This is a genomic window from Trinickia symbiotica, from assembly GCF_003028655.1.
GTDB lineage: Bacteria > Pseudomonadota > Gammaproteobacteria > Burkholderiales > Burkholderiaceae > Trinickia > Trinickia symbiotica_A.
This window is the reverse complement of the sequence record NZ_PYUC01000042.1, coordinates 1-2,451: the sequence shown is the minus strand read 5'-3', so window position 1 is coordinate 2,451 and position 2,451 is coordinate 1. Positions and strand designations below refer to the sequence as shown.

3 protein-coding genes are annotated in these 2,451 nt (G+C 62.5%); all 3 read left to right on the top strand.

All coding sequences use genetic code 11. The features are described 5' to 3' along the window. Positions 1–22: 22 nt before the first annotated feature. The 3 genes from tnpA to tnpC all read left to right on the top strand — a co-directional run bounded on the left by tnpA (position 23) and on the right by tnpC (position 2,408). Entirely contained in the window at positions 23–481 is a 459-nt protein-coding gene (gene tnpA / locus C9I57_RS32095; RefSeq protein WP_258187931.1) for an IS66-like element accessory protein TnpA, read from the top strand. Beyond that, a complete protein-coding gene (tnpB, locus tag C9I57_RS32090; RefSeq protein WP_181322036.1) occupies positions 478–813 on the top strand; it encodes an IS66 family insertion sequence element accessory protein TnpB in 336 nt (111 codons plus the stop codon). The genes tnpA and tnpB overlap by 4 nt, the downstream gene beginning before the upstream one ends. 62 nt (positions 814–875) lie before the next feature. After that, entirely contained in the window at positions 876–2,408 is a 1,533-nt protein-coding gene (gene tnpC, locus C9I57_RS32085) for an IS66 family transposase (RefSeq protein WP_107154511.1), read from the top strand. Positions 2,409–2,451 lie beyond the last annotated feature (43 nt).

The window sequence follows — 2,451 nt, the reverse complement described above, 5'->3', positions numbered from 1 at the left end:
GTAAGCACCCGGCAAAGGCGCCTTGAAGCGCAGGAGTTCTGACGCGAGCATCGTGCCCATTAACAACTTTAATGGACAGGTGTACACGATGGAAGAACTGGCAGCGAATCCCGAAGTCGCGGTGCAGCCGGTGCGCCGCCGCCGGCATAGCAAAGAGTTCAAGGCGGAAGTGATGCGTGCGGCGATGCAGCCGCACGTGTCAATTGCGGCGGTGGCGCTGCACTACCGTCTCAATGCCAATTTGGTCCGCACGTGGATCACCCGGCAAGCCAAGCGGCAAGGTGCCACACAAGCCAGTCATTCAACCAATGTGTCGCCCGCGGAATTTGTTCCGCTGCAGCTCGCGACGGCGCCGAGCGCTGCGCCGTCGCCCGGCGCAATCGAGGTGGAAGTGCGCCGTGGGGCGACGACGATCACGGTGCGTTGGCCGTTGTCGGCCGCCGGCGACTGCGGCGCGTGGCTGCAAGGCTGGCTGCGGTGATTCGCATCGAGGCGATTTGGCTGGCGACCGAACCGCTGGATATGCGCGCCGGCACGGAGACAATCCTCGCGCGTGTCGTCAAGGTCTTCGGCGCGGCGCGCCCACATCACGCGTACTTGTTCGCCAACAAGAACTCGACGCGGATGAAGGTGCTCGTCTATGACGGCTTGGGTATCTGGCTGGCCGCTCGGCGCTTGAACAAGGGGCGGTTCATCTGGACGAATGGAGATCTGATGATCGCCACTGCGCTCAACCCCGAGCAGTTGCAGGCGCTGGTGATGGGGCTGCCCTGGCGCACGCTCGCCCACGATCACGCGATTACGGTCGTGTAATGTCCCTAAAGCCGTAAACTGGCTTGCTTCCGCGGCGGGGTGGGTTCTGGCAGACTGCCCGCATGAACCTACCCGCCAATCTCGACGCGATGAGCCCCGACGAACTGCGCGCGCTGGCTGCGCAGTTGATGGCTCAGGTCGGCGAGAACGAGCGGGAACTGCGCTACCGTCAGACCCGTATCGACCAGCTCACGCACGAGATTGCTACGCTCAGGCGCCTGCATTTCGGCAAGCGCAGCGAGCAACTGAACGCCGAGCAGATGAGCCTGCTCAACGAGGCCATCGACGCCGACCTGGCCGCACTGGAAATCGAACTCGAGCAGTTGCAGTCGAAGCCGTCCGAGGACAAGCAGCGCCAGCAGCCCAAGCGTGCGCCGTTGCCGGCACACTTGCCGCGCACCGACATCCACCATGAACCCGACGACATCACGTGCGCCTGCGGTTGCCAGCGGGTGCGTATCGGCGAGGACATCAGCGAGAAGCTGGACTATATGCCGGGCGTGTTCACGGTCGAGAGGCACATCCGCGGTAAATGGGCCTGCAAGGCATGCGAGACGCTGATTCAGGCACCCGTGCCACCGCACGTGATCGACAAGGGCATTCCCACCGTCGGGTTGCTGGCCCAAGTCTTGGTCGCGAAGTACGGCGATCACTTGCCGTTGTACCGTCAAGAACGCATCTTTGAACGCGCGGGTCTTGCGATTCCCCAGTCAACGCTGGGTGAGTGGGTCGGCGTATGCGGCGTGCGATTACAGCCGCTGGTCGACGCGCTTCGCGAAGTGCTTCTGCAGCACGATGTGCTGCACGCCGACGAGACGCCGGTGCAAATGCTCGTTCCCGGTAAAGGAAAGACACAGCGCGCGTACGTATGGGCGTACGCCACGACGCAGTTCGCCGACGTGCGCGCCGTCGTCTACGAGTTCGCCGATACGCGCGCGGGCGAACATGCTCGTAAGTTCCTCGGCAACTGGCGCGGCAAGCTGGTATGTGACGAGCACAGCGGCTACAAAGCCGGATTCGAGTTGGGCATCACCGAGATCGCCTGTGTCGCCCATGCAAGACGCAGGTTCTTTGAACTGCACGCCAGCAACAAGAGTGAAATCGCTGAACAGGCGCTGAAATACTTCGGCGAGCTTTACGCTGTCGAGCGTCATGTTGCAGAACTCACACCTGATCGCAGACGTGAAGTGCGCCAGCAGCGCGCTCGGCCGATTGCCGATGCGTTACACGATTGGATGCTGAGCCAACGCAAGCTCGTCTCCGAGGGCTCGGCGATCGCCAAGGCGCTCGACTACAGTCTCAGGCGCTGGGAGGCGTTCACGCGTTATCTGGACGACGGGCACGTGCCCATTGACAACAATTGGCTGGAAAACCAAATTCGCCCTTGGGCCATCAGTCGGTCGAACTGGTTGTTTGCCGGTTCACTGCGCGCCGGGCAACGCGCCGCGGCAATCATGACCTTGATTCGATCCGCGCAGCTCAACGGCCATGATCCCTACGTCTATCTGAAAGACGTGCTCAATCGATTGCCCACCCATCGAGCCGACGACATCGCCGCGCTTCTACCGCATCGTTGGGCGCCTGCTGCGGCTTGATTGCCCGCACCTTGGGCCCAGGATGCCTTCACCGGGTGCTTAC

Bases quoted from the DNA above. Each gene is read 5' to 3' on its own strand.
- tnpC (WP_107154511.1), top strand. From the start codon at position 876: ATGAACCTACCCGCCAATCTCGACGCGATGAGCCCCGACGAACTGCGC.